Below are 2,164 nucleotides of genomic sequence, written 5' to 3'. Positions count from 1 at the left end.
ACATGGACGAGCGGCGTCACGGAGCCGCCGGCGAACCACGCTGTAAAGCTTGTCGAGCTTGCGATAGGGTGCGCGCGTGCGCTGGAAGATTTCTCTGGCGTCCGTCATGGGCCGCCCGGAACGCAGATAGGCGAGCAACGCTTCGCCGACCAGCTCCATCAGTGGCAGGATGTGCTGGCTCGCGTCTTGTGGGGCGAACATGGATGGCTTCCGTCCGCCAGTCGATGTCCTCGATCTGCAGATTGCGGATTTCACCAGACCGTAGCCCATATGTTGCAAGGAGTTGCAGGGATCGCATGGTCCCGCAGCCCCGCCGATGTCTCGTTTCTTCGCGCTCTCGAAACAGCGACTGTCAGATCGCGGTTCAGGACTGACGGTGTACTCCTTCGTACGCATAAGCGACGGGGCTATCACGTGCCCTGACAGGTCCGCCGTGACGCGACCTGTGATGTGATGTGGAGGTAGCGCAGCAGCGAGCGAAGCCGCTCTGCTGTATCCTTCAGCGAGCAGCGCGTCAGTTTCGGCGCGCGCAAATCCATATAGCGGTCAACGTCGCTACTGCTGAGGCCCGTCCACCCGTCGATGCCGCCACCGGTCTGCCAAGCAAGGAAGTTGCGGGCTTCCCACATCAACGTTGCGACGCTGGAGCAAGCCAACCCGCGTTCCTCACGCAGCCGGATTTCGTATTCGTCGCAGATTGCAAATCGGACCACATCGGCCGCGCAGGTAGGCTCGATAGCTCGTGGCCATTGACCGTGAGCAAGCCGCAACAAGGCTCGAATTCCGGAGCGCGGAACCTGGTGCCAGCGCGCGCTGGGACGTCGACCACGCCGCTTTTCGAACAGTACGATCGCATGCTGCAGGTATTGCTCGACCTGCACGTCGATCACGTCCGCGACGGGATGCTCCGATGTACGAGATAATCGAGAAACTCAGACGCGTAGGCGCAGTAGCTCCCCGCCACGACAGGGCTGTACCGCTGACCGATAAGCGAGGATTTGAGTGCGGCGATCAGGTCGTGACGGCTATTTGACATTGGCAACTCCTCTGTTGGTTGACCCGCAGAGGTTCGGCACGAAATAATGCAAAGCAAGCTGATCCGAAAATGGCGAAAATCCGTGAAACATTCCTCCGCATTATGAAGACCTCGTGATTAGTGAAACGGCGCAAGACGGAGGCCGCCGACGTCGAAGCGATCAGCGAAGCCGTCACCCGCAAGACCATGCGTTTCGTTCCGATCAAATCGGCTGATCAACAAGCGGCGGCCATGGTGCTGAGGACGCGCGCCCTTTTGATCCGACAGCAAACTCAGGCGATCAACGCGCTTCGCGGGCATTTGTCGGAGTTGGGGGTTGTTGCCGCCCTCGGCACGGCTATGGCTGCGTTGATCGAGATCGTGCGGGACGAGGAGGACGTTTGCCTGCCAAAAGCCGCTCGATTGGCTTTGGCTGAAATCGCCGATCAGATCGAGGCGCTGACGCGTCAAATCGACAAGCTCGAACGAGGGATCGTCGGCGAGGCGAAGCGCGACCAGGACATGCCACGGCTGACGACAATTCCGGGCGTCGGAGCGATCGCGGCGGCTTCCGTCAAAAGCGCTGATCCCGGATCCCGACGGATTCAAATCCGGCCGTCACTTCGCCCCCTGGCTGAGACTAATGCCAAAGCCCCATTCGAGCGACGGCAAGGAGCAGCTCGGCGGCATATCGAAATGGGCAACCCGAACGCTCCGCTCGCTGCTCGTTTGTGGCGCGACGTCGTCGCAATCGCGCTCGCCAACAAGATGGCGAGGATCATCTGGGCGCTGCTCGCCAGGGCGGGACATATCGAAATACTGGCGCGGCGAGCAGCGCAGCACACGCCTGAGCCGATATGACGACCAGGACGGACTTGCCGACGCGACGCCGGACAGAGGCGAGGTGCAAAATTAGACGATGATCCACGGGACGAAATCCCGAGGAGGAGAGGCCGGCGCGACAATGCGCTTAAAGCGCGTCAGATTGATCAGTCCCTCGCATCGCGAATTTTATCGAGGCCAGCGGTCTTGGACCGCGCGCCGGACATATGACCGCACCGATCCCGCTGGATGAAAAGCGCTTGCCCGCGTGGCCGTTCCACATATGTGGCGCTGCAGCCGATGCCTAATGCCGCCGCTCGTCCATGC

3 protein-coding genes and 1 pseudogene are annotated in these 2,164 nt (G+C 61.0%); 1 reads left to right on the top strand and 3 read right to left on the bottom strand.

What is annotated here, in order from left to right; translation table 11 throughout:
• The 3 genes and pseudogenes from RFN30_RS32165 to RFN30_RS32155 all read right to left on the bottom strand — a co-directional run.
• Window positions 1–201: pseudogene (locus RFN30_RS32165) on the bottom strand (hypothetical protein); the annotation flags it as partial.
• Window positions 202–410: 209 nt separating this feature from the next.
• Window positions 411–890: a site-specific integrase gene (locus tag RFN30_RS32160; protein ID WP_320230387.1), complete on the bottom strand. Its 480-nt coding sequence runs from the start codon at window positions 888–890 to the stop codon at window positions 411–413.
• Window positions 891–1,153: 263 nt separating this feature from the next.
• Window positions 1,154–1,624, bottom strand: coding sequence for a hypothetical protein (locus tag RFN30_RS32155; RefSeq protein WP_320265966.1), 471 nt, complete (start codon window positions 1,622–1,624; stop codon window positions 1,154–1,156).
• 34 nt (window positions 1,625–1,658) lie between these two features.
• Here RFN30_RS32155 and RFN30_RS32150 point away from each other — a divergent pair, with 34 nt between their 5' ends.
• Window positions 1,659–1,931: a hypothetical protein gene (locus RFN30_RS32150; RefSeq protein ID WP_320265965.1), complete on the top strand. Its 273-nt coding sequence runs from the start codon at window positions 1,659–1,661 to the stop codon at window positions 1,929–1,931.
• Window positions 1,932–2,164 lie beyond the last annotated feature (233 nt).

This window comes from Mesorhizobium dulcispinae, assembly GCF_033977345.1.
In the GTDB taxonomy this organism is placed as follows: domain Bacteria; phylum Pseudomonadota; class Alphaproteobacteria; order Rhizobiales; family Rhizobiaceae; genus Mesorhizobium; species Mesorhizobium dulcispinae.
This window is presented reverse-complemented; position numbering and strand designations above follow the sequence as displayed.

What these genes read in the sequence shown, in the direction of transcription:
- RFN30_RS32150 (WP_320265965.1), top strand. Translation starts at nt 1,659, where the DNA reads ATGCCAAAGCCCCATTCGAGCGACGGCAAGGAGCAGCTCGGCGGCATA.